General features: G+C 73.6%; 22 protein-coding genes, 1 tRNA gene and 1 pseudogene. 11 read left to right on the top strand and 13 right to left on the bottom strand.

Features of this window, described 5'->3' with window-relative positions; genetic code table 11:
* Positions 1 to 2: 2 nt before the first annotated feature.
* The 3 genes from IE170_RS18490 to IE170_RS18500 are packed head-to-tail and all read right to left on the bottom strand — an operon-like array spanning position 3 to position 3839.
* Positions 3 to 1517, bottom strand: coding sequence for an exopolysaccharide biosynthesis polyprenyl glycosylphosphotransferase (locus tag IE170_RS18490; RefSeq protein ID WP_223856722.1), 1515 nt, complete (start codon positions 1515 to 1517; stop codon positions 3 to 5).
* Positions 1514 to 2716 carry a glycosyltransferase gene (locus IE170_RS18495; protein ID WP_189810488.1) on the bottom strand — a complete coding sequence of 401 codons (1203 nt, stop codon included), beginning with the start codon at positions 2714 to 2716 and terminating at the stop codon, positions 1514 to 1516. The genes IE170_RS18490 and IE170_RS18495 overlap by 4 nt, the downstream gene beginning before the upstream one ends.
* A 19-nt stretch (positions 2717 to 2735) precedes the next feature.
* Positions 2736 to 3839, bottom strand: a complete 1104-nt coding sequence (locus IE170_RS18500) for a DUF3344 domain-containing protein (RefSeq protein WP_223856721.1) — start codon at positions 3837 to 3839, stop codon at positions 2736 to 2738.
* 392 nt (positions 3840 to 4231) lie between these two features.
* Here IE170_RS18500 and IE170_RS18505 point away from each other — a divergent pair, with 392 nt between their 5' ends.
* The 4 genes from IE170_RS18505 to IE170_RS18520 all read left to right on the top strand — a co-directional run bounded on the left by IE170_RS18505 (position 4232) and on the right by IE170_RS18520 (position 6889).
* Positions 4232 to 4642: a rodlin gene (locus IE170_RS18505; RefSeq protein ID WP_189810490.1), complete on the top strand. Its 411-nt coding sequence runs from the start codon at positions 4232 to 4234 to the stop codon at positions 4640 to 4642.
* 232 nt (positions 4643 to 4874) lie between these two features.
* Entirely contained in the window at positions 4875 to 5108 is a 234-nt protein-coding gene (locus IE170_RS18510; protein WP_189810491.1) for a chaplin, read from the top strand.
* Positions 5109 to 5230: 122 nt separating this feature from the next.
* A complete protein-coding gene (locus IE170_RS33405) occupies positions 5231 to 6382 on the top strand; it encodes a chaplin (protein ID WP_189810492.1) in 1152 nt (383 codons plus the stop codon).
* 159 nt (positions 6383 to 6541) lie between these two features.
* Positions 6542 to 6889 carry a hypothetical protein gene (locus IE170_RS18520; RefSeq protein WP_189810493.1) on the top strand — a complete coding sequence of 116 codons (348 nt, stop codon included), beginning with the start codon at positions 6542 to 6544 and terminating at the stop codon, positions 6887 to 6889.
* Between the two features lie 81 nt (positions 6890 to 6970).
* On the opposite strand, the gene IE170_RS18525 is transcribed toward IE170_RS18520, so the two are convergent.
* Both IE170_RS18525 and IE170_RS18530 read right to left on the bottom strand, forming a co-directional pair.
* A complete protein-coding gene (locus IE170_RS18525) occupies positions 6971 to 7210 on the bottom strand; it encodes a chaplin (protein ID WP_189810494.1) in 240 nt (79 codons plus the stop codon).
* A 181-nt stretch (positions 7211 to 7391) separates the two neighbouring features.
* Complete coding sequence (locus tag IE170_RS18530) at positions 7392 to 7853, bottom strand: hypothetical protein (protein WP_189810495.1); 462 nt, start codon at positions 7851 to 7853, stop codon at positions 7392 to 7394.
* Between the two features lie 280 nt (positions 7854 to 8133).
* On the opposite strand from IE170_RS18530, the gene IE170_RS18535 reads away from it, so the two are divergent.
* On the top strand, positions 8134 to 8544 hold the full coding sequence (locus tag IE170_RS18535; protein WP_114058975.1) for a rodlin: 411 nt from the start codon (positions 8134 to 8136) through the stop codon (positions 8542 to 8544).
* A 97-nt stretch (positions 8545 to 8641) separates the two neighbouring features.
* Here the strand turns inward: IE170_RS18535 and IE170_RS18540 are convergent, their stop codons facing one another.
* Complete coding sequence (locus tag IE170_RS18540) at positions 8642 to 9283, bottom strand: vitamin K epoxide reductase family protein (RefSeq protein WP_189810496.1); 642 nt, start codon at positions 9281 to 9283, stop codon at positions 8642 to 8644.
* A gap of 193 nt (positions 9284 to 9476) precedes the next feature.
* Between IE170_RS18540 and IE170_RS18545 the strand changes: the two genes are divergently transcribed.
* Positions 9477 to 10256, top strand: a complete 780-nt coding sequence (locus IE170_RS18545; protein WP_189810497.1) for a DUF6227 family protein — start codon at positions 9477 to 9479, stop codon at positions 10254 to 10256.
* Positions 10257 to 10328: 72 nt separating this feature from the next.
* Here the strand turns inward: IE170_RS18545 and IE170_RS18550 are convergent, their stop codons facing one another.
* The gene (locus IE170_RS18550; protein ID WP_189810498.1) at positions 10329 to 11882 is read right to left on the bottom strand and encodes an MFS transporter; all 1554 of its coding nucleotides are present in this window, start codon (positions 11880 to 11882) and stop codon (positions 10329 to 10331) included.
* Positions 11883 to 11943: 61 nt separating this feature from the next.
* Between IE170_RS18550 and IE170_RS18555 the strand changes: the two genes are divergently transcribed.
* Positions 11944 to 12933 carry a helix-turn-helix transcriptional regulator gene (locus IE170_RS18555; RefSeq protein ID WP_189810499.1) on the top strand — a complete coding sequence of 330 codons (990 nt, stop codon included), beginning with the start codon at positions 11944 to 11946 and terminating at the stop codon, positions 12931 to 12933.
* 193 nt (positions 12934 to 13126) lie between these two features.
* Here the strand turns inward: IE170_RS18555 and IE170_RS18560 are convergent, their stop codons facing one another.
* The 4 genes from IE170_RS18560 to IE170_RS18575 form a co-directional block, all read right to left on the bottom strand.
* Positions 13127 to 14104 carry a sigma-70 family RNA polymerase sigma factor gene (locus IE170_RS18560; RefSeq protein WP_189810500.1) on the bottom strand — a complete coding sequence of 326 codons (978 nt, stop codon included), beginning with the start codon at positions 14102 to 14104 and terminating at the stop codon, positions 13127 to 13129.
* A gap of 340 nt (positions 14105 to 14444) precedes the next feature.
* Positions 14445 to 15212, bottom strand: coding sequence for a dioxygenase family protein (locus IE170_RS18565; protein WP_189810535.1), 768 nt, complete (start codon positions 15210 to 15212; stop codon positions 14445 to 14447).
* 181 nt (positions 15213 to 15393) lie between these two features.
* A complete protein-coding gene (locus IE170_RS18570; RefSeq protein ID WP_189810501.1) occupies positions 15394 to 16944 on the bottom strand; it encodes an MFS transporter in 1551 nt (516 codons plus the stop codon).
* A gap of 102 nt (positions 16945 to 17046) precedes the next feature.
* A complete protein-coding gene (locus tag IE170_RS18575; protein ID WP_189810502.1) occupies positions 17047 to 17706 on the bottom strand; it encodes a TetR/AcrR family transcriptional regulator in 660 nt (219 codons plus the stop codon).
* 282 nt (positions 17707 to 17988) lie between these two features.
* Here IE170_RS18575 and IE170_RS18580 point away from each other — a divergent pair, with 282 nt between their 5' ends.
* From IE170_RS18580 to IE170_RS18595, 4 genes and pseudogenes are all read left to right on the top strand, one after another.
* Positions 17989 to 19266, top strand: coding sequence for a M6 family metalloprotease domain-containing protein (locus tag IE170_RS18580; protein WP_189810503.1), 1278 nt, complete (start codon positions 17989 to 17991; stop codon positions 19264 to 19266).
* Between the two features lie 79 nt (positions 19267 to 19345).
* On the top strand, positions 19346 to 21037 hold the full coding sequence (locus tag IE170_RS18585) for a hypothetical protein (RefSeq protein WP_189810504.1): 1692 nt from the start codon (positions 19346 to 19348) through the stop codon (positions 21035 to 21037).
* 127 nt (positions 21038 to 21164) lie between these two features.
* Positions 21165 to 21237 (top strand) — tRNA-Arg (locus IE170_RS18590).
* A gap of 46 nt (positions 21238 to 21283) precedes the next feature.
* A pseudogene (locus IE170_RS18595) lies at positions 21284 to 21612 on the top strand (Uma2 family endonuclease); the annotation flags it as partial.
* An 88-nt stretch (positions 21613 to 21700) separates the two neighbouring features.
* Here the strand turns inward: IE170_RS18595 and IE170_RS18600 are convergent.
* Together IE170_RS18600 and IE170_RS18605 are read right to left on the bottom strand one after the other, a co-directional pair.
* Positions 21701 to 21901: a hypothetical protein gene (locus tag IE170_RS18600; RefSeq protein ID WP_189810505.1), complete on the bottom strand. Its 201-nt coding sequence runs from the start codon at positions 21899 to 21901 to the stop codon at positions 21701 to 21703.
* An 84-nt stretch (positions 21902 to 21985) separates the two neighbouring features.
* On the bottom strand, positions 21986 to 23827 hold the full coding sequence (locus IE170_RS18605) for a DUF8823 domain-containing protein (protein ID WP_373299014.1): 1842 nt from the start codon (positions 23825 to 23827) through the stop codon (positions 21986 to 21988).
* Positions 23828 to 23881 lie beyond the last annotated feature (54 nt).

Here is a 23881-nt window from a genome sequence, read left to right on the forward strand (position 1 = left end):
GGTCAGCTGCCCCCCAGCCGGAAGCGGAAGAAGGAGGCCGCGGTGCGGGCGAGGATCCACAGGTCCTGCCACAGCGACCAGGTGTCGATGTAGTGGTTGTCGAAGCGCGCCCGGTCCTCGATGGACGTGTCCCCGCGCAGCCCGTTGATCTGCGCGAGCCCCGTGATGCCGACGGGCATCCGGTGCCGCGCCTCGTAGCCAGGGTGGACCGCGGCGAACTTGGCGACGAAGTAGGGCCGCTCCGGGCGCGGCCCGACCAGGCTCATGTCGCCGCGCACGACGTTCCACAGCTGCGGCAGCTCGTCCAGCGAGGACTTCCGCAGCAGCGAGCCCACCAGGCTCATCCGGTGGTCGCCGGCGACGGTCCACCGGGTGGCCGACTCGTGGGCGTCGGCCCGCAGGGTGCGGAACTTCAGCAGCGTGAACGGACGCCCGTACAGGCCGACGCGCTCCTGCCGGAAGATCACTCCGGGGCCGTCGGAGATCCGCACGGCCAGCGCGCACAGCCCCATCACCGGCGCGGCGGCGACGAGCGCGACGGCGGCGAGGACCGCGTCGACGACCCGCTTCACCCACCGCTCCGCCTGCCGGGCGGGCCGCGGCAGCAGCGGCTGGACGGCGTACCCCCACAGCTGGTCGGCGGGCTCGGCGACCCGCACGCCGGTGACCTTGGCGGTGCCGGCCGGGTCGGCGAGCCACAGCCGGCAGCCGTGGTCGTGGAACAGCCGGACGAGGGAGGCGGTGCGCTCGTCGCACTCCGGCGGGCGGGTGAACACCGCGTGCCGGACGGCGTTCTGGATGACCGCCCGCCGGATGTCCTCGTGCGTGGCGAGGACCGGCGTCACCCCGTCCCCTTCGGCGCCCGCCCCGGTGTCCGCGAGCCCGACCGGCCGCAGCCCGTACTCGGGGCGCCCGTGCAGCGCGGCCGCGACCGCGCTCGCCCCGGCACCCGGGCCGACGACCAGCGCGGACGCGGGCCGGCGCCGGGCGGAGCGGCGGCGCAGCCCGTTCGCGACCCCCCGCCCGGCGCACGTCAGCACCAGGTGCAGGCAGACCGCGCCCAGCAGCGCCGACCAGCCCAGCGCCCGCCGCGGGTCGGCGGCCGCGACGACCGCGGCGACCCCGCACCACAGGACGGCCGCCCGCCCGGCCAGCGCGGGCAGTTCGAGCAGCGCGGACGGCGCGAGCCGCGGCCGGTACAGCCCGCCCTGCGCGTGCAGCAGCGCGGCCAGCACGGCGACCGGCCCCGCCGCGGCGGCCGGCAGCCCCAGCCCGGGGGCGGCGGCCGCGGCCCCGGCCGCCGCCAGCACGTCCGCGGTGAGCAGCGGGACCGCCCCTTCGCGCGGGTGGGCCCGCCTCGGCCGGACCAGCGGGCGGGCCTGCTCCTTCCCGGGCCGGCGCGGGGGGTGGATGGCGGCCGCGGCCGCCCGTCGGACGGCCGCGGTGCCGGCTCCGCCGCCGGCGCGCCTCGTGCCGCCCTGTCCGGTGTGCCGGGCTGGTGCGCTGTCCATGGTCATCGGCTGATGCGCTCCTGGTTCGAGGGCCGGGGCCTGCCCAGCAGTTCGTGGTACAGACCCGTGACCGCGTCCGTGGTCCGCCGCACGTCGAATTCGGTACGGGCGTGCTGCTGGGCCTGCTCGCCGAGTTCGGCGAGCAGCCGCGGCTCGGAAAGGAGCCGGCCCAGGGCCTTGGCCAGCGCCGTCGGATCCTCCGGCGGCACCAGGCAGAGCCGTCCCTGGCCGGGCGGCAGGCTCTCCCGGGCACCGCTGACGTCGGAGACAAGGACCGGCCGGCCGCATGCCATGGCTTCCAGCGGGGCGAGCGCCATGCCTTCCCACCGCGACGGCAGTACAACGAGATCGGCGGCCCGAAGCCACGGTCGGATGTCGGCGGCGCCGCCCGCGAAGAGCACGCCGGGCGGGGCCGACCGGCGCAGCCGCTCGGTGTCGGGGCCGTCCCCTACGAGCGCCAGGCGCGCCTCGGGTACGTTGCCGAGCACCTCCCGCCAGGCGCTCAGCAGGACGTCCTGGCCCTTCTGCCGGCAGAGCCGGCCGACGCAGACGGCGAGCGGCCCGTCGCCCACGAAGGCGGCGGGCAGCGGGAGTTCGGTGCGGGCGGCGGCCCGGTCGCGGGCCCGGTCGGGGTCGCGGGGGCGGAAGTGGTCGAGGTCGACGCCGTTGCGGACGACGGACCAGCGGGCGGCGATGCCCTCGGCCTCGCCGACCCGGCGCTCGGCCTCGCTGACGCAGAGCACCCGGTCGGCCCAACGCACCCCGAACCGCTCCCAGCGCAGGGCGAGCGCGGCGGTGGTCCCGGCGACGGCGTCGAAGGACCAGGCGTGCGGCTGGAAGACGGTGGGGATCCGGCCGCGGACGGCGAGGCGTCCGGCGAGTCCGGCCTTGGCGCTGTGGGCGTGCAGGACGTCGGGGCGGGCGCGGCGGACGGTCCTGCGGGCGCCGAGCACCTCGGCGGCCAGGTCGGGCCCCGGGTTGCGGCCGGCCCGCCAGGCGAGGACGTCGGCCCCGGCGTCGCGGGCCTCGTCGGCGAGGCGGCCGCCGCGCGGGCAGCCTACGACGGGCCGCAGGCCGGCGGCGGCCTGGGCGCGCACGAGGTCGACGACCACCCGGGCGACGCCGCCGTCGACGGGCTGCACGAGGTGCAGGACGGTCAACGGAGAGGGGGAGGTGGAGGGCTGGGGATGCTGCTGTGTGGCCACGCGGAGCGGTTCCTTGCGCTCAGCGGCGCGCGTCTGTCTGGACGAAGAGCACGCCGAGGAATTGACCCTGGTTCTCGCCCGTGAAAGTGAAGTTCAGACTGCGGGCGCCACCGGACAGGGCGGGACTCAGGTCGAACACGTCCGCGTCATATCCGAGATTGTTCTGGTGTTCGGGCTGTCGCACGAACGCACTGCGCCCGAATTCCGTGATGGTGGAATTCGAGACGTCGTTGAAGGGGTTTTCGCCATCACTGACGCTGACCCGGCGCCCGCTGTCGGCGGTCACGGTGAGTGAGTCCCCGAGGCTGCCGCGGTCCCCGTCGTACGCGACGAGCCCGGCCTTGCCGCGGGAGCCCGCCGGCGCGCCCAGCCCCTCGATCCGCACCGTCTGCCCGCCGGCCTCGCCCGCGCCGGCGGCGACCTGCTCGAAGCCGTCCCACAGGGAGATCCGGCGCAGCGGCTCCTGGGGGTGCTCGTAGGCGGCGACGAGCGTCCAGCCGCCCCAGGCGCCCACCGGCGAGTGGCCCATGGCGATGTTGAGCTGGGCGACCGTCCACATGCCGGCGCCGCCCTTGCGGACCAGCGGTGTGACGTCGGCGGAGGCCTGGTAGGCGTCGCTGCCGGCGTCCGTGCGGTGCCCGACCACGGTGTCGGCGAGCACCTCCTTGTACGCACCGCCCGGCTCGGCGACCAGGACGCGGCCGTTGTCCTCGGGGGGCTTCTGCTCGCCGACGCGCAGGTTCCCGCCCCAGTACAGGCGGGCGTACGAGACCCGGGCGCCCTGGGGGACCTTCAGTTCGGCCCGGGTGGAGTTGTAGGTGTCGGGGTCCTTGTCGACCTCGCTGTAGAACATCTCGAAGTCGCCGTTCGCCCCCGCCGCGCCCTTGGCGACCTCGGCGCACGGCTCGGCCCCGGGAGCCTCCTGGCGGCGGCAGGCGATGGAGGAGTTCGAGGCGCGGACCAGCCCGCCGTGCTGCACGGCCTGATAACGCTGTGTGAACGGAACGCGGGGAGCCTCGCCCGGGCCCGGGGGTGCTTCGGCGGCCGATGCGGGAACGTTGGCCGAAAGTGCGAGGCAGGACAGCAGGCCGAGCGCGCCGAGGATTCTGCGGGAGGAACCCATGACCCTGTCTCCATTTTCGATCAAGAGGACAAAACAGGAGTGCACTTTGTCAGAAATCCGGTCCGGAATCACGCCCAACTCGCACGTACGGCCTTTTGGGCGATAACACGCACCCTCACAGGCGGCGAGTCGTTATCCGGGGCACCGGCGTACGGCCGAAAGGAAATGGCGGGACCGGCCGGAGCACCTGCGCGGCACCGCCTCGGACGCCGCGCAGCACCGCACGGACCCCCCTCCGCCTCCCGGCGCCCGCGCCGACCATCCGCACACCCGAACGTCAACCGCGCCGCCCGAAACGGCGGCATCCGGGTGAAGCCACGCAACCCGCGCCGACGCCGGACCGTTGATCCGGATGCTCCAGTACCGGGCAATCCTGCAAAAAAGGGACGACAATGATCAAGAAGATGGTGGCCACGGCAGCGGCAGCAGCCTCGGTCGTGGGCATCGGCGCCGCCATGGCGCCGCAGGCGATGGCCATCGGGAACGACAACGGGGTCAACACCGTCAACGGCAACGGCGCCTCGCAGATCTACGGCAACCAGGCCACCTACGGCAACATGAGCCCGCAGATGGCCCTGATCCAGGGCTCGTTCAACAAGCCCTGCATCGCCCTGCCGGCGAAGGTCAACGCCCAGTCGATCGCCGCCCTGCTCAACATCGGCGTCCAGGACATCCCGATCCTGTCCAACCCGATGAACCAGCAGTGCGTCGAGAACTCCACCCAGGCCAAGGGCGACGAGCCGCTCTCCCACATCCTGGACAACATCCCGATCCTCTCCGGGAACGCCTCCGCCGGCAGCTGACCGCCCCCGGCGCAGCCGAGGCCGCCGCACCTTCCGGGTCGCGGCGGCCTCGGCGCGTCCGGACCCGTCGGGGGACGGGAGCGGTGCCACCGAAATCCGCCCGCAATTCGCCCCCGGCCGCATCCGGGAAAATCCACGGAAACCGGACGGAAAAACAAGGGTTTCCTTACCCCCGCCCGCTCGTTGTTGTTTCTGCAGGGGACGAGCCCCTGCGGGAAAGGATCGAATTCAGATGACGTACAAGAAGGCAGTGGTGCTGGCCGCCGGCGCTCTCATGGCCGCCGGTGCCGCCTCGCCCGCCATGGCCGACGCGGCTGCCGAGGGGCAGGCCATCGGCTCCCCCGGTGTGGCTTCGGGCAACCTCGTCCAGGTCCCGGTCCACGTCCCGATCAACCTCTGCGGCAACACCGTGAACATCATCGCGGCGCTGAACCCGGTGTTCGGCAACACCTGCGTCAACGACTGACGTAGCGTCAGCGCCCCCGCAGGGGCGGACTCCTCGGGGTGGCCTCGGAGTGCACGGCGGTGCACTCCGGGGCCACCTTCGATTCAGCACCGGCCCCGCGCCGGTAGAACAGGGAAGGACCCATGCGACAGGTACTGAGCCGACAGGTACTGGGCAAGGGAATGCTCACGGCCGCAGCCGCATCGAGCCTGCTGTCGATCGCGACGGGCGCGGCCTCCGCGCACCCGGGGGCCGCGGCGGAAGCCGCGCACTCCCCGGGGGTGCTGTCCGGCAACAGCGTCTCGGTACCGATCACCCTCTCGCCGAACGTGTGCGGCAACAGCGTGGACGGCGGCGCGGCACTGAACCCGGCCTTCGGCAACACCTGCGTCAACTCGACCGGTTCGGGCGCCCACCACGCACACCGGGAATACGACCGCTACCTGAGCCCGGAGCACGCCGAGGCCTTCGAGCGCTACCTCCAGGAGCGCGAAGGCCGCCACGCCAGGCCCGGCGGCCCCCGCGACGGGCAGGCGCCGGCCGGGGAGGGCCGCCACCGGGCGCCGAGGCACGCGGCTCCGGAGCAGGCCGCGCCCGCGCCCGCCGCGCCGAAGCACACGGCACCGAAGCACGCGGCTCCGCGGGCCGAGGAGGTCCGGCACGGCGGCGGGCCCGAGGAGGAGTGCGACGACCACCCGCAGGGCCACCCCGCGCCGGCCCCCCTCCCGCACCCGGCACCGCCCATGCCGCAGCCGGAGCCCGAGCCGGAGCCGAAGCCGCTGCCGCAGCCCGAGCCGGGGCCGGTCGGGGAACAGCCCGCGCCGCTCCCGATGCCCGAGCCGCAGCCGGAACCCGAGCCGAAGCCGCTGCCGGAGCCCGTCCCCGAGGCGCCGCCCGCCGCGGAGGCCCCCGAGCCGCAGCCCGCCCCACTGCCGGCGCCCGCGCCCGAGCCGCCCGCCGGGGAGACCCCGCACCCGCTCCCGGCCCCGGTCGCCGAGGAGGTCCCCGAGGCGGCGCCGCCGCGCGGCAGCATGCCGGTGACCCTCCCGGCACCCGCCCCCGCCCCGGAGTCCGGCACCCCGGCCGGGCCCCCGCCGGCCGCCCCCGCCCCCGCGCCCGTCCCCGGCGTCTGGGCACCCGGCTCCCCGGCCCCGGCGGCGCACGTCCCGGCGCCCGCCGCCACCACCGCGGTGCTCGCCGAGACCGGCGCCGGCCAGGCGGGTGCCGCGGCGATCCTCGCCTCGGCGCTCGTCCTCGGCGGCGCCATCCTGTACCGCAGGTCCCGTATCGCCTGATCCGCCGTCCCCCGGTCATCGCGATAAACCGCGGCCGGAGAATCCCCTGCCGGATTCTCCGGCCGTCGCCGTGCGCTCGTACGCGTTTCCGCGGCGGCGGGGAATCGTTGTGCAGGGCAAAAGCGGTGCGACGGTCACCGCTGGAAAAGGATTTCGAAAATGAAGCTCACGAAGGTCGCCGCGGTCCTCGCCGGCTCCGTTGCCGCCCTCGGCGCGTCCACGGGTGCGTTCGCCGCCGAGAACACGGCCGCGATGCCCCCCATGAGCCTGACGGGCGGTGCCACCCAGGCCTTCGACGCGCTCGCCCCCGTCACCGAACAGCTCCCGACGACCGTGGGCAACGGCATCGCCGAGCAGGGGGAGACCGTGGACAAGGTGGTGGGGACGGCCCAGCACCTCAACAAGGTCCGCAACAACGCCCCGGGCGAGCTCCTCGGCCTGGCCAACCAGGCCACCCAGGCCTCCCCGCTGCTCGGCGGCGTCCAGCTCAACGGCGGCGCGTCCTGACCTCCCGCCCCCGCAACGCACCGTGGGCGCCACCGGCGAGGCCGGTGGCGCCCACGGGCGCATGTCCTGCTGGCGTCGGCGTCAGGCGTTGACGCAGGTGTTGCCGAACGCCGGGTTGAGCAGGGCGATGATGTTCACGGTGTTGCCGCAGACGTTCACCGGGACGTGGACCGGGACCTGAACGAGGTTGCCCGAGAGCACGCCGGGCGAGCCCACGGCCGCACCCTCGGCCGTCGCATCGGCGAGGGCGGTACCGGTGGCGCCCGCCGCGGCGAGACCGGCGGAGGCCAGGACCAGGGCGGCCTTCTTGGCAGAGTTCATGGGAGCTGCACCTTCTGTTTCGACGTTCTGCCCCGACCGGGGCTCACACCGAGAGAAACGGTCCAGCCTCCCAGACGGACACGGCCTCGTGCGCGGTTCGACCTGTTCAGCCCAATCCGTCGCAACCGCGCACGGTTTCCGGCCGCCCGTCCGGCCCCCGCGGCCCCTGCGCAGGGGCCGCTCAGGCCCGCTTGGGGACGGCCGGCAGCTCCGGGACCTCGGGGACTTCGGGCACCTCCGGCACCTCCGGGATCTCGGGGATCTCCGGGATCTCGGGGATCTCGGGGATCTCCGGCGCCGAGCCCACCGGCGGGAGCTCCGGCAGGCCGGGGACGGCCGGCAGGCTCGGCAGCGCCGGGAGCTGGATGGGCGGCAGCTGCACCCCGGGCAACAGGCCCTGGAGGGAGGCGAGGAGCCCGTCGAGGGTCTGCGTGAGCCCGGCGAGAAGGTCGTCGACGGGGCCTGCGGCCGCTGCCCGGCGCTCCTCCGCCTGCTGCCTAGCCGTGGCGACCCGCTCGCGCAGGTCTGCGGCCGTGCCGCCGTCGGCGGCGCCCGCGGGTGCGGCCGCGCCGGTGAGTATGACGGCCGCGAGGGCCGACGGGACGAGGACGCGTGCACGGAGGCGGGACGGCTTCGAGCGCATGGGGGTTCCTTCGGTGGGGACACAAAGCGGACGGAAGCGATCCGCTCCGCCACCCACCGTGAGAACTCCTTGCACGGAGCGCAACCGGAACCCCCGCCCGAACGTGATTCCTGCTGGCTGCGTACGGGCTTCGCGCAGGCGTCCGGAACGCACTCACCCGGGCCGGGGAAAAGCCCCGCGGCAGCAGGCCGTTTGAGTGAAGGCGCGGAACCAAGCCGGGGCGGTGCCAGTTGACCAGGGCGCTCCACTAGCGGGCACTCGTGCGACAAAAGGACCAATGATGCTCAAGAAGATCATGACTGCCGCCGCGGTCACCGCCGCCGCCGTCGGTGCGGGCGCTGCCGTTGCCGCTCCGGCCATGGCCATCGGCAACGACAACGGGGTCAACACCGTCAACGGCAACGGCTCCCAGCAGATCTACGGCAACCAGAAGACCGCCGGCGACATGAGCCCGCAGCTCAGCCTGGTCCAGGGCACCCTCAACAAGCCCTGTGTCGGCCTGCCGGTCAAGGTCAACGCGCAGTCGATCCTCGCGCTCGTCAACGTCGGCGTCCAGGACATCAACGTCCTGTCCAACCCGATGAACCAGCAGTGCGTCGAGAACTCGACCCAGGCCAAGGGCGACGAGCCGCTCTCCCACATCCTGAGCAACATCCCGGTCCTGTCCGGCAACGCCTCCGTCGGCAGCTGACCTGGCTCACCCGCCACCCGGGCCCCTGCCCGTGGAGACGTGACGAGGCCCCGGCGGCATCCGGCCGCCGGGGCCTCCGCATGCCCCGGGCCGCCCGTCAGCCCGTCCAGAAGTCCCACCACCGGGTCAGGACGAGCATGCCGATGACCCCGATGTGCAGGGCCGGAGGCGCCCAGGCGAACTCGGCGAAGAAGCCGCGGACGGGGCCGGGCGCGGGCAGCGCACCCGTACGGACGTTCTGCGCGGTCACCGCCCAGAACATGAGCAGCGTCGCGACCCACGTCAGGCAGCACCACAGGCACAGCGCGGCGATCTCGTACAGGGACTGCACCATCAGCCAGGTGCAGAAGCCGACGCCGAACGCGCAGCCGGCGTCCAATCCCAGCCAGAACCAGGTGCGGTAGCGGGCGCCGGCGAGCAGGCCCGCCCCCGCGCACACCACGGCGCCGAACGCGACCAGCCCCAGCATCGGGTTGGGGAAGCCGAAGACCGCCGCCTGGTCGCTCTGCATGACGCTGCCGCAGGAGACCACCGGGTTGAGACTGCACGCCGGCTTGAAGTCCGGGTCCTCCAGCAGCAGGAACTTGTCGAGGGTGATGACCCAGGAGGCCAGCACCCCGGCGGCGCCGGTGAGGACGAGGAGCCAGGCCAACGCCCGGGGTGCCGCGGACGGTTCGCCTTGCCGACGGGTGACGGGCCGCCCCTGCTGGCGGGGGACGCCCACTGTTTTCGTTGCCATACGGCCCATGGTCCCCCGCTCCGTGACAGACCGGGGCGAACCATGCACATCCAGGCCCAAGTTGACCTGAAAAGGTGGCGGGAACCCCCGGCGCTTCCCGGACGTTTTACCGAACCCCGGACGTGATGCCAGAACCAAGGGCTACGTTGTGTTCCCGCGAAGTCACCAGCTGCGACGGCCTGGAGAACCCACCTTGAGCGATCCGTACGAGACAACCGAGGCGCACCTCGAGCGACTCCTGGGCCGCGCCCTCAACTCCTATGACCTGCCGGACCGGTTGGTCGAGCGCCTCGGGTCGGCGCTCGCCCACAGTTCTTCGCTCCACACCACCGCCCACAGCCCTGCCGCGGGGCGGTGGCGGGAGATCCACCGGCACACCTACCTGCTGCCCGACGGCACGTCGGCGTCGCTGTGGGAGCTGGTCCACCGGCACGAGCACGACCGGGAGCTGCGGCACGAGGTGTTCGCGAGCCGGGAGGAGACCCGGCTCGCCGCTGCCCGGCTGTTCGGCGAGGCAGCCGCGCAGCCGGTGTTCGACCCGGCGCTGGAGGGTGTGTTCGCCGCGGTGGAGGAGGAGGGCGACGTGGACGCGGCGGCGCTCGGCGCCCTCTTCGGGCCGCGGGCGGCGGAGCAGCGGCACCGCGAGTACGCGGTGGAGCGGTCCGCCGACCACGCCCGGCGGGTGCTGCGGCGGGCCGAGAACCCGGACCGGCCCGGCGAGGAGGCCGCGCTGCTGCTGCGCTCGGCGTACGCCCACCGGATCACACAGGCGTTCGGCACCCGGCAGTGCCTCGCGGACGGCCGGGACGCCGGCTTCCGGCTGTACGAGCACGCGTTCCTGCTGCTGGACGGGAGCGAGGTCAGCCTGTGGGAGGTCGAACACACCGCGACGCCGGACGGGCGCCACATGTGCGAGGTGTACGCGACGGAGGCGGCCGCCCGCGGGGCGATGGAGGTCCGCGCCCACGGCTGAGCGCAGACGCCGAAAGGGGACGGGCATGTCCGCTCGGGAGCGGACATGCCCGTTCGGGAAAGGGCGCCGGTGTCAGGCCGCCGGGACCTTCTCCGGGGCGCCCTCGCGCTCCTGCGCGGGGAGCGACCTGCGGGGCAGGGTGAACATCACGGCGAAGATCAGGACCAGGACGGCCGCGATCCACCACAGGGCGCCGCGGAAGGCCTCGACGTACGGGGCGCCGAAGGCGTTGTCGTCGTCGATCAGCCCGAAGAAGACGACCGAGGTGAGGCCGAGGCCGAGGGCGTTGCCCATCTGGCCGGTGGTGTTGATCAGGCCGGAGGCGGAGCCGGCGTGCTCGCGCGGGACCTCGGAGAGCACGGTGTCGGTCAGCGGGGCCACGATCAGGCCCATGCCGACGCCCATGACGACCAGCGGCGCCGCCATCTGCCAGGAGGCGATGGCCATGCCGTAGTGCTCGGACTCCCAGATGTAGAGCAGGATGCCCGCGGCCATGGTGAGCGCGCCCGCCTGGAGGACCTTGCGGCCGAAGCGGGGCACGAGCTTCTGCACCGACAGGCCCGCGGCCGCGGAGACGGCGATGGAGAACGGGATGCCGGTGGTGCCGGCGCGCAGGGCGCTCCAGCCGAGGCCGACCTGCATGTACAGGGTCCAGACGAGGAAGAAGATGCCGGTCGCCAGGCCGAAGGTGAGCTGGACGGCGATGCCGCCCGCGAAGCTGCGGATCTTGAACAGGGAGAGCTCGACCAGCGGGGAGCCGTCCTTGCGGATCTTGTACTTCTCGTAGGCGATGAAGGCGACGAAGACGAACGGCGCCGCGGTCATCGAGATGAAGCCCCACAGCGGCCAGTCGTTCTCCCGGCCGTGGGTGAGCGGGAAGATCAGCATGACGAGGCCGAGGGTGGCCAGGACGACGCCGACGAGGTCGAGGCGCAGGGCCTTCGGGGCCTTGGACTCGGTGATGAACGCCCGGCCGAGGAGCACGCCGGCGATGCCGACGGGCAGGTTGATCAGGAAGATCGGGCGCCATTCGAGGCCGAAGAGGTTCCACTGGGTCAGCAGGGCGCCGAGCATCGGGCCGGAGACGGCGCCGAGGCCGACGATCGCGCCGAACATGCCGAAGACCTTGCCGCGCTCGTGCGGCGGGAAGGTGACGTGGATGATCGCCAGCACCTGCGGGACCATCAGCGAGGCCATCGCGCCCTGGAGGATGCGGGCGGCGACGAGCACGTCGGGGGTGGGGGCGATGCCGCAGAGCAGCGAGGCGGCGGTGAAGCCGGCGATGCCGACGAGGAAGAGCCGCTTGCGGCCGTAGATGTCGCCGAGACGGCCGCCGGTGATCAGACCCGCGGCGAAGGCGAGGGCGTAGCCGGCTGTGATCCACTGGATGGCGCTGGTGGAGGCGCCGAAGTCGCCGCGCATGGAAGGTATCGCGATGTTGACGATCGTGACGTCGACCAGGTCCATGAAGGCGGCGGTCATCACGATGGCGAGCGCCAGCCAGCGGCGGCGGTCGGCGGGTGCCGCGGCGGCGGCGCTGTCGGAAAGGTCGGGAAGGTCGGTGTTCCGCTTCTCTCGTGCGGGCCCGTCGTCGGTTCCGGGCGCTGTCGTGGTCGTCTCGGTCATGGGAAGAACCTAGACCGGATGTAGGTCCGTTCGTGTCCTATTTCGCTGGCAGGCTGGTTCCATGACCGACACTCCGGCACGACTGCTGACCCTGCTCTCCCTGCTGCAGACCCCGCGCGAGTGGCCCGGCAGCGAACTGGCCGGCCGCCTCCGGGTGAGCACGCGCACCATCCGCCGCGACATCGACCGGCTGCGGGAGCTCGGCTACCCGGTGGAGGCGACGCTCGGCGCCGAGGGCGGGTACCGGCTGGTGGCGGGGGCGGCGATGCCGCCGCTGCTGCTGGACGACGAGGAGGCCGTCGCCATCGCGGTGGGGCTGCGGGCGGGGGCCGGGCACGCCATCGAGGGCGTGGAGGAGGCCTCCGTACGGGCACTCGCCAAGCTGGAGCAGGTCCTGCCCGGGCGGCTGCGGCACCGGGTGGGGGCGCTGCAGTCCGCGACGATCGCCGTGACCCGCGGCGACGGCGCCACCGTCGACCCGCGGACGCTGACGGCGATGGCGGCCGCGGTGGCCGGGCCGGAGCGGCTGCGGTTCGCCTACCGGGACCGGGACGGGGCGCACACGAAGCGGCTGGTGGAGCCGTACAGGCTGGTGAGCACGGGCAGCCGCTGGTACCTGGTGGCGTACGACCTGGAGCGGGACGACTGGCGGACCTTCCGGGTGGACCGGGTCGCCGACCCGTTCCCGACCGGAGCCCGCTTCACTCCGCGCGAGCTGCCGATGGACGCCGTGGACTTCGTACGGCGGGGGCTGCGGGGGCGGGAGACGTACGAGGTGGAGGTCTCCTTCGGGGTGCCGGCGCAGGAGCTGCCGCAGTGGCTGCAGACGCACGCCGAGGTCTCCGCGGAACCGGGGGACGCCGGGCGCTGCCGGGCGCGGTTCGAGAGCGGGGACGCCGCGGAGTGGGTCGCGGCCCGGCTGGCCCTGACGGGCCTGCCCTTCACGGTGCACGGACCGGCCTCCCTCACGGCGGCCGCCCGCGACCTCGCCGACCGGCTGACGGCGGGGGCGGGTCAGGAGCGGCGGGGGACCACCAGGCCGGACTCGTAGGCGAACACGACGAGCTGGGCGCGGTCGCGGGCGCCGAGCTTGGCCATGGCCCGCCTGGGCGGGCACCCACCCCCCGCGCTGCCGCCGCGCACCGGCCGACTGGCCGCCCCGGCCGACTGGCCGCCCGGCCCCGGCGCAGGGTGCGGCGCCGCCCCCGGCGGGCCGGGGGCGGTGGTGCGGCGCGGCGGGCGCGTCAGGCCACGGCGTCGAAGCCGGTGTCGTGGGCCATGCGCTTGAGCTCCAGGAGGGCGTGCTTCTCGATCTGGCGGATCCGCTCGCGGGTCAGGCCGTGCTGCTTGCCGACCTCCGTCAGGGTCCGCTCGCGGCCGTCGTCTATGCCGTACCGCATCTTGATGATCGACGCCGTGCGCTGGTCGAGCTTGCCCAGCAGGTCCTCCAGCTCCTCGCTGCGCAGCAGGGAGAGGACGGACTGCTCGGGGGAGATGGCGGAGGTGTCCTCCAGGAGGTCGCCGAACTGGGTGTCGCCCTCGTCGTCCACGGACATGTTCAGGCTGACCGGGTCCCGCGCCCAGTCCAGGACGTCGCCCACGCGCTTCTCGGTGGTGTCCAGCTCGGCGGCGATCTCCGCGTGCTCGGGGTCGCGGCCGTTCTCCCGGTTGAACTCGCGCTGGACGCGGCGGATCCGGCCGAGCTCCTCGACGAGGTGGACGGGCAGGCGGATGGTGCGGGACTGGTCGGCGATGGAGCGGGTGATGGCCTGGCGGATCCACCACGTCGCGTACGTGGAGAACTTGAAGCCCTTGGTGTAGTCGAACTTCTCCACGGCGCGCACCAGGCCGGCGTTGCCCTCCTGGATCAGGTCGAGGAGGGGCAGGCCGCTGCGCGGGTATCGGCGGGCGACGGCGACGACGAGGCGCAGGTTGGAGCGGATGAAGACCTCCTTGGCGCGCTCGCCTTCGGCGACGAGGGCCTCCAGCTCCTCGCGGGAGGGGTCGGCCCCCTTCCGCTCCACGGCGCCTTCGAGGATCTCCCGCGCGTACACGCCGGCCTCGATGATCTGCGAGAGCTCCACTTCCTTGGCCGCGTCGAGCAGCGGGGTGCGCGCGATCTCGTCCAGGTACATGCCGACCAGGTCGCGGTCGGCGATCTCCCCGCCCGCTGCGCGGGCGCTGCCCGTGGACTCGTTGCGGGCGACGGCGCGGGTTGCCATGCGTGCTCCCTTGCAAAGTGTTAGGTCGCGGTGCGGCTGCTGGAACGCGGCTGTGCGTCCCCGGACACTCTCCCGAGTGCCCGCTTCCGATGGAAACAACGACTGGAATCGGGACAGAATTCCCACGCCGGTCGATGTTTTTCGCGATCTTGCAGTATGCTGCCCCGCCGCTCCGCCCGGAGGAGGGTCGGCGGCGTTTCCGGATCGCGAAGAGATGCAGGTCAGAGCGGGGGCGGGGACCGTTCGGGGCGGCGCTGCCCCGGGTCGTTGCCCCCGCCCCTGGAGACGCCGACCGGGCCCGTCCGGTTGCCCCCGCGCGCGCCGAACGCCCGCGCCGCGGTCAGCCGAACTGGACGGAGCGCTTCGACAGGCCCATCCAGAAGCCGTCCACGGCGTCCGAGCGGCGGCCCAGGTCGCCTGCGGCGTCCGCAGCGCCGAGGGTGACGAAGAGCGGCGCGAAGTGCTCCGTGCGCGGGTGGGCGAGGCGGCCGGCCGGCGCCTTGGCCTCGAAGTCGAGCAGGGCGTCGACGTCGCCGGCGTCGAGGGCCTCCCGGCCCCACGCGTCGAACTCCGCCGACCAGCCGGGGACGCCGGGCCCGGTGTGCCGGAGCGCGGCCAGGTTGTGGGTGAAGAAGCCGCTGCCGACGATCAGGACGCCCTCGCCGCGCAGCGGGGCGAGCCGGCGGCCGATGTCCATCAGCCGCCCGGGGTCCAGGGTCGGCATGGACACCTGGAGGACCGGTATGTCGGCGTCCGGGTACATCTCGACGAGGGGGACGTACGCACCGTGGTCGAGGCCTCGGTCGGGAACGTCCTGGACCGGCATGCCGGGGGCGCGCAGCAGCGCCCGTACGGACGCGGCGAGGTCCGGGGCGCCGGGGGCCTCGTAGCGGACCCCGTAGTAGTGCTCGGGGAAGCCCCAGAAGTCGTACACGAGCGGGCGGGTCTCGGTGGCGCCGAGGGCCAGCGGGGCCTCCTCCCAGTGGGCGGAGACCACGAGGACGGCGCGCGGGCGCGGCAGGGCGGCGGACCAGGCGGCCAGCTCGGCGGGCCAGACCGGGTCGTCGGCCAGGGGCGGGGCGCCGTGGCTGAGGTACAGGGCGGGCATGCGGGCGGGGGTCCGGGCCGGGATGGCGGCGGGGTGCGGGGTGGCGGTCACGGCGGTGCTCCTCGTTCGCGGGCGCGGGGCCGGGGACAAGGACAAGGCTGGACAAGACGGAACCCCGCGTCGTTCAAATTTGAACGACGCGGGGCCGTCGGTCATTCCCGGGGCACCCCGGAGCCGCCCGTCAGTGGGCGATCACCGGAACCTTGATCTCCGCGTCCGCGCCGCGGCCGGTCCCCGAGGCGACCGGGCCGCCGGCGCCGGGACGGCCGGTGTTGATCAGCGTCAGGGCCAGGGCCGCGCTCGCGGCGAGGATGCCCACCGCCCACCAGATGGCGGCCGAGTAGCCCTCCACCATGGCCTGCGCCTGGACCAGCCTGGCCGCTGCGCCGCCCGCGGCGGCCTCGCCCGCGTGGTCCACCAGGTACGCGGTCGTCGCCGACGCGGCGATCGTGTTCAGCAGCGCGGTGCCGATGGCGCCGCCCACCTGCTGCGAGGTGTTGACCATGGCGGAGGCGACACCGGCGTCGGCGGCGGCCACGCCGTGCGTGGACAGCGACATCGCCGGCATGAACGCGGTGCCCATGCCCAGGCCCAGCAGCAGCTGCGCCGGCAGGATCAGCCCGGCGTACGAGGAGTCGACCTCCAGCTGCGTCAGCAGCAGCATGCCGGTCGCCGCGACCAGGAAGCCGGGGCCCATCAGCAGCCGCGGCGGGACGCGGTTCATCAGGCGTGCGCCGATCTGCGTGGAGCCCGTGATCATGCCGGCGATCATCGGCAGGAACGCGAAGCCGGTCTTCACCGGCGAGTACCCCTTCACGACCTGGAGGTAGTAGGTGAGGAAGAGGAACAGGCCGAACATCGCGATGACGGCCAGGCCCAGCGAGAGGTAGACGCCGCCGCGGTTGCGCTCCAGCAGGACGCGCAGCGGCAGCAGCGGGGACTTCACCCGCGCCTCGACGAGCACGAACGCGCCGAGCAGCACCACCGACGCCACGAACATGCGGATCGTCCAGGCGTCCGACCAGCCGGCCGACTCGGCGCGCGTGAACCCGTACACGAGCACGACCAGGCCGAGCGTGGACAGCAGGACGCCCGGGAGGTCCAGCGGGGCGCGGTTGCGGCCGCCGGCCGGCTCCCGCACGACGAGCCAGGCGCCGACGGCCGCGACGACGGCGAACGGGATGTTCACGAAGAACGTCCAGCGCCAGTCCAGGTACTCGGTGAGGAACCCGCCGAGGATCAGGCCGACGGCGCCGCCGCCGCCCGCGATCGCACCGTAGATGCCGAACGCCTTGGCGCGCTCGGCGCCGTCGGTGAACATCACGGCGAGCAGCGAGAGCGCGGCCGGGGCGAGCAGCGCACCGAAGACGCCCTGGAGGGCGCGGGCGCCCAGCATCATCGCCTCGCCGGTGGCGGCGCCGCCGAGCGCGGAGGCCAGGGCGAAGCCGATCAGGCCGACGACGAAGGCGTTGCGGCGGCCCCACTTGTCGGCGATGCGGCCGCCGAAGAGGAGCAGTCCGCCGAAGGCGAGCGCGTAGGCGGTGATGACCCACTGGCGGTTGCCGTCGGAGATGCCGAGGTCGGCCTGGGCCGAGGGCAGCGCGATGTTCACGATCGTCGCGTCGAGGACGACCATCAGCTGCGCCAGGGCGATGAAGACGAGCGCCTTCCAGCGGTTGGGGTCGGGGGCCGCCGCCTGGAGCGGATCGGCGGTGTCGGCTGTTTTCGGCATGGGGGTACCCACTTCGGTGTGCGGAATGACTGAAATGACGGAAAGGAAAGAAAAGCTGAAGTAAGCGGCTTTTGCGAAGCTAGCGGGACGGGGCCTGCGGCGTCACTCGGTTTTCTGCCTGAGGTCCTCGAAGGTCGCCGGGGCGCCCGGGAGTTCGGAGGCGCCCGGGGCGCGCAGCCCGTCGAGGAAGATCTGGAGGTGGCGGTGGACGAAGGCGTCCACGCTGACGCAGGAGACGCCCGGCAGGGGGCGGCTGAGCTGGGACAGCGCGACCATCAGGTCGCCGGGGCCGACGTCGCCGCGGACGAGGCCCGCGCGCCGGCCGGCGTCCATCAGGGACGCGACGGCCTCGGTCAAGGCGCCGTTGGCGGCGAGGAGTTCGGGATGCTCGCGGTCGAAGCCGCTGCCGAGCATCGCGCACAGCGCGCCGATCCGCTCGTCGGCGGCGGTGTGCGTGAAGCGGCACAGCGCGGCGAACGCGTCGGGCTCCTCGGCGAGCGCGTCGCGCACCTCGGCCGTGACCCGGCCCATGACGAACAGCACGACGTGGTGGACGAGTTCGGCCCGGTCGGGGAAGTGCCGGTAGAGGGTGGCGTTGCCGACGCCCGCCCGGCGGGCGACCTCGTCGAACGGGGCCCCCGAGCCCAGTTCCACGAACACCTCCCGGGCCGCGACGAGGATCCGCTCCCGGTTGCGCACGGCATCCGCGCGCGGACGGGGGGCGCGCGCGGGCGCGTCGGCGGAGACGGCGGTGCGCTGCATCAGGGGCCTTCCTCGAACGGCTCCGGCCGCCCCGCGGGGGGCGGCGTACGAATGTCCGGGCACCGGCACCCGAATGAAACGGGGACCGGATCCCCGTTTGGGGGACACGAGTGCAAACGGGGATCCGTTCCCCGGTTATTTCACCCTCCCGTGTGAGCCGCGCCACAGGGCCGTTCCCGTTCGGCCGCACCCGGCGCGCGGGCGCGGCGCGCCCGGCGGAGGGTGAGCGCACGGAGTGCAGCACGGGCCCGGCCTGCTGCCGCGGAGCGGAAGGCGATCCCCATGGCGCAGACCCGCCAACGGATACGCAGACCCCACCGCGCCGGCGCCTACATCGGCCTGACCGCACTCGCCCTCGGTATCACCGCGACCGCCAGCAGCGGGATCTCCGGCCGCCACCACTCGGCGTCCGGACCGGCGGCGGCGACCGCGGAGTCGGCGCTCGCCCCGTGCCGGATCAGCGGCGCGCCGGGCGTGCAGATGTCGGAGGGGATGCCGACGCCGCCCGGGTACTCCCGCTCGACCGGCGAGGTCCGCGCCCTCAACCTCATGATCGACTTCCCGGACGCCAAGGGCGAGGGGACCGCGCTGGACCGGATGGCGGAGTTCTTCCCGCAGACCTCGGACTGGTTCCGCACCAGTTCCTACGGCCGGCTCACCTACCGGCCCGAGGCGCCGGTGAAGAGCTGGCTGCGGATGCCGATGCCGTTCGCCGCGTACGGAATCGGGCGGGGGTCCCCGTACGAGCCCGGGTACCGGCAGCTCGTCGAGCACATCGTGAGCGCGGCCGACCCGGAGGTGGACTTCAGCCGGTACGACCTGGTGAACATCCTGGTCACGCCGAACGCGGGCCCCTCGGCGCTCGACACGGTGCTGTCGGTGACGTTCTCCGGCAACGGGGACGCGCCGGTCGCGGACGGCGTGCCGCTGGCGAACACGTCGTTCGTCTACAGCCGGCAGGACGACGGCTCCGGCACCTACCGGGAGACCGGCTACCGGGTCCTGCCGCACGAGAACGGGCACGTCTTCGGCCTGCCCGACCTGTACACCGCCGACGGCGGCGGCGCGGTCGGGCACTGGGACATCATGAGCGAGGACTGGGGCTCCAACAACGACCTGCTGGGCTGGCACAAGTGGAAGCTCGGCTGGCTGGACGGCTCGCAGATCAGCTGCGCGTCGAAGCCCGGCATGAGCGACCACGTGCTGACGCCGCTCGCGGCCGAGGGCGGCACGAAGCTGGCGTTCGTCCCGCTGTCGGCGACCACCGGGTACGCGGTGGAGGTCCGCACGCAGGCGGGCAACGACGAGACGGTGTGCAAACCGGGGGTACTGGTCTACAAGGTCGACTCGGAGGTGGACACCGGCCGCGGCCCGGTCACGGTGGTCGACAGCGCGGCGGGCAGCGGCGGCTGCACGCGCCGGCCGAACGTCCACGGGGAGCTGTCGGACGCCCCGTACCGGCCGGGCGAGACGTTCACGGACGAGGAGGAGGGCATCAGCATCTCGGTGGTCGGCGAACTGCGCGACGGCAGCTTCCAGGTCCGCATCACGCGGCCGTGAACCCGGGGCGGGGGCTGCCGCCGGGACCCGGTAACCTGATCTTGACTGTTTGAACAAGTTCAGAATCACTGGGGGGCCGGTGCACCGTCACCGCATCATGATCTCCGCCGCGGTCGCCGCGGCAGCCGTGGGCCTCGTCGTCCCGGCCACGGCGCAGGCGGCGGAGCCGACGCCGCCGACCGCGGCCACGGGGAAGGCCGGGAGCCCGGGGAAGGCCGACGCCGCACGGGCCGAGCTGCGCAAGTCCCCGTTCCACAGCCCGGCGGACCGCTCGACCGCCACGCCCCTCCCCGGCGGCGGCAGGGCAGCGGCGCAGGGCGGGAACGCGGCGTCGGCGGGCGACCCGCACCTGTCCGTCGAAATGGGCGCCAGCCACACCACCGCGCGCGGCATCATGCTCACCGCGTACGTCATGACGATCAGCGACGTGCCGACCGCGGTGCAGGTGGACGTCGACTGGGGCGACGGCAACAAGCAGACGGAAGTCGTCCTCTCCGACTCCGACTACCCCTTCCTGCACCTGGACCACACCTACGCCGAGGTGGGCGCCCACAAGGTCACCCTCACCGCGAAGGACGTCCGCAACCACCTGACCACGACGAACACCGTCGACGTCGTCGTGGCCGGCTCCGAGTTCACCCCGCACGCCCCCACCCGCCTGCTGGACACCCGCGACGGCACCGGCGCGGCGGGCGCCCGGCCCGTCCCCGCGTACGGGACGACCCGCGTGAAGGTCGCCGGCACCGGCGGCATCCCGGCCGGGGTGTCCGCGGTGGCGCTCAACCTGACCGCCACCAACACCCGCGCCGCCGGCCACGTCACCGCGTACGCGGCGGGCACCGACCGCCCGGCCACGTCGAACGTCAACTTCGCGGCGGGGCAGACCGTTCCGAACCTGGCGATCGTCCCGGTGAGCGAGGACGGCCACGTCGAGCTGTCCAACCACAGCGACGGCACCACGGACCTCCTCGCGGACGTCACCGGCTACTTCACCCGCTCCGCGGCGGCCGGCTACACCTCGCTGGCCCCGACGCGCCTCGTCGACACCCGCGAAGGCCTCGGCACCCCGCGGGGTCCGGCCTCCGGGCAGTCGTCGTTCGCCGTGCAGATCGCGGGCGCGGGCGGCGTCCCGTCGAAGGGCGTCACGGCGGTGGCCCTGAACGTCACCGTGACCGACCCCCGGGAGGCGGGCCACCTGACGCTCTTCCCGAGCGGGCAGAAGGCGCCGACCACGTCGAACCTCAACTTCACCGCCGGCCAGACCGTCGCCAACTCGGTGATCGTCCCGGTCGGCCCCGACGGCCGGATCGAGATCCGCAACGGCTCCTGGAGCGGGGCCGACGTGATCGTGGACGTCGTCGGCCACTACAGCGCCGACGGCAAGGCCGCCTACCTGCCGCTCACGCCGACCCGCCTGCACGACTCCCGCGAGTGGTGGCAGGTCAAGTCCCTGGACTTCCTGCACCAGCGGATCCCGGCGGGCAAGTCCGCGCCGGAGGCGGCCGTGGTGAACGCGACGGTGACCAACACCGCGGGCAGCGGCCACCTTTCGATCGCCCCGGACCCGAACACCCGGCTGCAGTACGACAGGGGCACGGCGGTCACCCCGCATCCCCCGCACTCCTCGAACCTGAACTGGACGAAGGGCGCGACGGTCTCGAACCTCGCCCAGACGGGCACGGGCCCCGACGGCATCGTCGACTTCTGGAACCGCAGCTGGGAGCCGGTCGACCTGGTGGTCGACCTCTTCGGCATCTACGACAGGCGCTGACCGGGGGCCCGCGCCCGCGCCCCCGGCACGTCCGCGACCCCCGGCCGGGATCTCCCGGTACGCACCGCACCCCACCCGCTACACTTGCGGCGGTGGCCAGGTCCTCACGGACCGCGTCCACGAGCACGCCTTCGTAGCTCAGGGGATAGAGCACCGCTCTCCTAAAGCGGGTGTCGCAGGTTCGAATCCTGCCGGGGGCACGAGCGCACGGACCACACCCAGACGTTTGGGTGTGGTCCGTTTGGCGTCCCGCTCACGAATCGGCACCTGACGTCGTCGTCTACCGCGCGGACACGATCGACGTCACCCCCACCCGCCCCGAGCACGTGCTGCTGGTCGCGGAGGTGGTGTCACCGGGCTCGGAGACCACCGACCGCATCGTGAAGGTCGACCAGTACGCCAAGGCGGGCATCGGCTTCTACTGGCGCATCGAGCAGGCCGCGGCGGGGGTCCCACTGGTGTACACGTACGTCCTCGACCCGGCGACGAAGTACTACCGGGACGGGGACGTGTTCACCGGCGTCCTCAAGGCAGCAGCTCCCTTCCCGGTGGAAATCGACCTCGGCCAGCTCTGACACACGGCTCGGCACCCGGCCGTGCGGGGTCCTGCCGAAGCCCTTCCGGGTCCCGGGCGGGGGGCCGGAAGGGCCAGGGGTGAGGGGGTTAGCTCAGGCCCCTTGTGCGTTCGCCTATGCGGTCGCCCACCGGGGCGCCTGCGCGCTTCAGGTCCGCCTTCGTGTGTGCGCCGCCCTTGACCTTGCTGCGTACGGGGCCGGCGAAGCCGTGGCCCTTGGAGGGGGGCGGTCCGGGCGGCTCCTGGCCCTTCGCGGCGCGCCGGACGTCCTGGTTCTGCTCTTTGCTCATCCCGTCGTCAACTCCTCGGGCAGCACCCAATCGGACTATTGGGATCGTATGCAGATATGTCGCAGGGCGCACCTTCCGCGGTCGTCAGCCGCCCGTCGGGTCCTTCGGGTCCTTCGGGTCGACCGCCTCCCTGACGAGGTCCTCCGGGCAGGGCGTGCCGCGGGGCAGCTGGTACTTCGCCGCGATCCGGTACTCCCCCGGCGCCGGGGCCAGGAGCTCCGTCCACACGTCGCCCGCGCCGTCCACCTCCGCCTTGAACAGGCAGCCGGCCGTGTTCGCGTACCCCTGCGGCGGCGGCACCGGGCGCTCGTCGGCGTCGACCAGCCCGAGCCACGGCGAGTGCGGGATCCGGACCAGGACCCGTCCGGGGGCCTTGACGTCGACCACCAGCCGGTCCGCGCCCGCCCGGACCACCGAGGCGGGCCCCGACACCAGTTCCGTCGGCCGGGCGACCCGGAAGAGCTGCCAGTTCGCGTCGCCCCACACCCGCTCCAGGTACGGCAGCCCGCCGGCGACCAGCCGGGCCTCCGCCTCGCCGCCCGAGTCGGGCTTGTCCGCCGGCAGCACGACGTAGTGGACGGCCCAGCGCTCCAGCCACTCGCGGTAGGTGTCGGCGGTCAGCGTGTCGTCGTAGAAGAGCGGGTTGCGCTCCAGGTCGGCCTGCCGGTTCCAGCCGCGCGCGAGGTTCACGTACGCCGGGAACGCCGACGACTCCCGGTGGCTGCTCGCCGGCACCACCTCGACGCGTCCCCGGTCCGCGCCCGCCTTCTGCAGCTGGTCGACCAGCGGGGCGAGCTCGCGGTTCCAGGCGGCGACGGGGGTGGTGCGCACGATGTCCGTGACGCTGTTCACGGTGATCCACACGGTCACCCCGGTGAACGCCGCCACCAGCGCCCGCCGGCGGCGCGTACCTGCGGCCGCGTACGGGACGGCCGCCAGCAGGACGGCGCCGCCGAAGAGCATGGCGAGGCGGGTGACGTTCGAGCCGACCTGCGAGTCGATCGCCCAGGTCAGGAAGACGCCGAGGACGTACACCGCGGCGGCTGCCCGGACCGTCTTCCACCGCTTCGGTACGAGGAGGGCGACGGCCAGCCCCGTCGCGAACGGCAGCCACGCCGAGCCGAGCTTCATCGGCTGCGTCCCGGAGAAGGGGAACAGCCAGGCCGACAGCCCGACGACCGCCACGGGGGCCAGGCCGAGGGCGTACGCGCCCGGCCGCCGCCGGCTCAGGAACAGCGCGGCTGCGACGACCCCGAGGAAGAGGCCCGCGACGGGGCTGGAGGCGGTCGCGAGCCCGGCCAGCGGCGCCGCGACCGCGGCCTTGGCCCAGCGGCGGCGGGCCCAGCGGCGCGGCCAGCAGAAGACGGCGGCGACGGCGCCCAGCGCGAACATCGCGCCCAGCCCGAAGGTCACCCGGCCGGACAGGGCGTTGCAGAACAGGCCGTACACCCCGGCGAGCGCCGGCCACAGCGGCTCGCGCACGGCGCCGCGGCAGCGGGTCAGGATGAGCGCGAGCAGCCCGGCGGAGACGGTGCCGGCGACCATCATCGTCGTCCGCACGCCAATCATGTACATGACGTACGGGGAGACGACGCTGTACGAGACGGGGTGCATGCCGCCGTACCACGCCAGGTTGTACGCCGAGTCCGGATGCCGGCCGACGAACTCGGCCCAGGCGTCCTGCGCGGCCAGGTCGCCGCCGCTGTTGGCGAAGGCGTAGAACCAGACGACGTGGAGCACGGCCGCCACCGCCGTGGACACCGCCACCGGGTGCCGCCGGGCCGCGGCCAGGACGCGGGCGCCAGGACCCCCGCCGGCGGCGGCACCCTCCCGAGCACCGCCCGCACCCGCCGCACCCGCCGCCCCGGCGGCGGCCGGCGCCGGCGCGCCCCGGCCCTCGGTCTGCTCCTGCTCAGCGGTGGTCACTGGTCGCTCACTGCCCTACTCCCCAGCCCTGGGGTCCACTCCGTCGCGTCCCGG

Origin of the sequence: Streptomyces toxytricini (assembly GCF_014649915.1) — a bacterium.
Classification (GTDB): domain Bacteria; phylum Actinomycetota; class Actinomycetes; order Streptomycetales; family Streptomycetaceae; genus Streptomyces; species Streptomyces toxytricini.